General features: G+C 55.4%; 2 protein-coding genes. Both read left to right on the top strand.

The annotated features are described in order from the left end of the window. Positions 1–1,459: hypothetical protein (locus PHC90_13620; protein MDD3847383.1), on the top strand; the 1,459-nt coding region annotated here is incomplete at its 5' end. Positions 1,460–1,762: 303 nt separating this feature from the next. Then, a partial coding sequence (locus PHC90_13615) for a pentapeptide repeat-containing protein (protein MDD3847382.1) occupies positions 1,763–2,334 on the top strand: 572 nt, incomplete at its 3' end.

The raw sequence follows: 2,334 nt of genomic DNA, 5'->3' as shown, positions 1-2,334 counted from the left end.
ACTTCAGCACCCGGTCTTGCAGTACCGATGGCAGGTCAAAGAAACGAACGCGGGGGCGCAGCTTGTCTATTTTGGCTTGCGCAACCCGCCAAATCATGCAAGGAACATCATCCCTTTGCCCCGCGAATTGGCGGATCGCCTGCAATTGCTTGACGGTCTAACCTCCGCGAACGATCTGCCGTCAGACCTTACCGATCATGAAATGTATGCCCCATTGATCGCGGAAGGGATCATAGTGGAGGCGCATGAGGTCCGTCAGCCCTCCTCCAGGGACAACTTCCATCAGTGCGTTCGCTGCGTCACCAACGACTACCTTCTGCCCGGGCTGGAATTTGATGCAAAGGGACTGTGCGCCTTTTGTCAGTGCTACGAACTGGCGGAACAATCCGGACAGGGCGCGGCATTGCAGGAGGGCATCACGGATGAGGACCTCATCCGGATCTCCTCTGAAAACACCGGTTCACGCTTTGATGCCATGGTCCTGTACACCGGAGGCAAGGACTCCACATACTTGCTCTGGTATCTGGCCAAAAAACTCAGGCTTCGTGTCCTCGTCGCCTCATGGAATATGCCATACACGAACGACACGTGCAGGGAAAATATGCGTCGGGCCATGCGCGTACTTCCGGATACGGAATTCGTCGAACGCACCCTGCCCTGGAACATGATCCGGCAGGCCATGCGTGACCAATTTGAGCGTGTCGGCCACCCCTGCCTTTGCCCGACGGTGGCTCACGCGCTATTTTATCCCCTTGCGGTGCAGGAAAATATTCCCATGATCATGCACGGGGTCGAAGAGGTGCAGCTGGCGGTCATGAACTATGTGATGACTGAGATCAGGTCCGAACAGCCACACAAGGAACAGGTCCCCGATCATCGCGCCGACACATTGAACTTTTTGCGTATGGTCACGAAAGCTCCCGAACCCCCGCAGCCCTATTCCTTGACCGCCGATCTGCTCCGGCATATGTCTTCTGTCAAAAAGCTCCTGGCACCCGTCTACGGACCTCTGGATGATATTCTGGCCAGAGCGGAGAATGATCCGAACATGCCAATTCCCATTTTGCGCCGCCTGCAGTCCAACACCGTCTATGGCTCATGGAAAAAGGCTGTCGAACTTATCAAGCAGGAAATGGATTGGCATATGCCGCCGGGACAGAAAGGACTCCTGCACACCAGTTGCCGCATCGAAAAGGTCAAAAACTATTGCCAGTTCAAACGCTTCCAGGGTGCAGGGACCACCTTTCTTCCCCAGTCCATTGTCGAGCTTGGCGCGGGCGTCTATTTCGGGCTTGTTTCCCGGGAAGATGCTCTGGAGGAACTGCAGGAATCGGGGTATTACCACGAACCCCAGGTACTGTCCGCGCTAACCCGTGATCTTGGTATCGATCGCGGTCAGGGGCAGGTACCGGGTGAAATGTCATGGACTCTGGGGAAATGCACCGGGTGTTCCACTTAAACGGACACCGCAGACATTCCGGCAACAGGGTATAGCTCTGCGCGTTGAACACCCTGGTCAATTCATATACGATACCCGGGATACATGCAAAAAAACAACGGCACCGCTTGCTTGCGGGAAGGTCTTTGTCTTTCTCGCTATGCTCTCTTTTATGCCTCCAGTGAGGAGCTTCAGCGACGAACGGGCGTGAGACAAGGTGGTCCACGGGGAAGTGTGCACGAAGGATCCTCTTGCGGAATTTATTTGATAAATGGTTTATTCGTTAGTAGTATCTCAGTTCATACACAGACATGAGGGAGTATCATGAATATCACGAAAGAAGAGTTGAAAGATGTTTTGCTGAAACACAAGCAGTGGCTCACGGTAGAGGAAGGTGGTGAGTGTGCCGATCTCTCCGGCGCAGATCTCTCTGAGGCCGATCTTGCCGGGGCAAACCTTGCCGGGGCCAACCTGTCCCGTGCCAACCTCACTCGCGCAGACCTCTCTGAGGCCAATCTCTATGATGCCCGTTTAACCGGGGCCGACCTTTCAGGTGCCAATATCTCCCGTGCCAATCTATCCCGTGCATATCTGGCCCGTGTCGACCTGGCCCGGGCGAATCTCTCTGAGGCTAATCTATCCGATGTCAATCTCGTCCGTGCCAATCTCTCCGAGGCTAACCTGATCGGCGCCACCCTCACAGGCATTAATCTGTCGAATGCAGATCTATCCAATACAGACCTGTCTGGCGCTACCCTCACCGATGCTATCCTCGCCCGCGCAGACCTTACGGATGCTATCCTCGCCCGCGCAGACCTCTCACGTGCGTACCTGGCCCGCGCAGACCTCTTCGAGGCCGACCTCACCCTTGCCGACCTCTGCGAGGCCAACCTCAC

It is taken from the genome of Syntrophorhabdaceae bacterium (assembly GCA_028698615.1).
Taxonomy (GTDB): domain Bacteria; phylum Desulfobacterota; class Syntrophorhabdia; order Syntrophorhabdales; family Syntrophorhabdaceae; genus Delta-02.
This window is presented reverse-complemented; position numbering and strand designations above follow the sequence as displayed.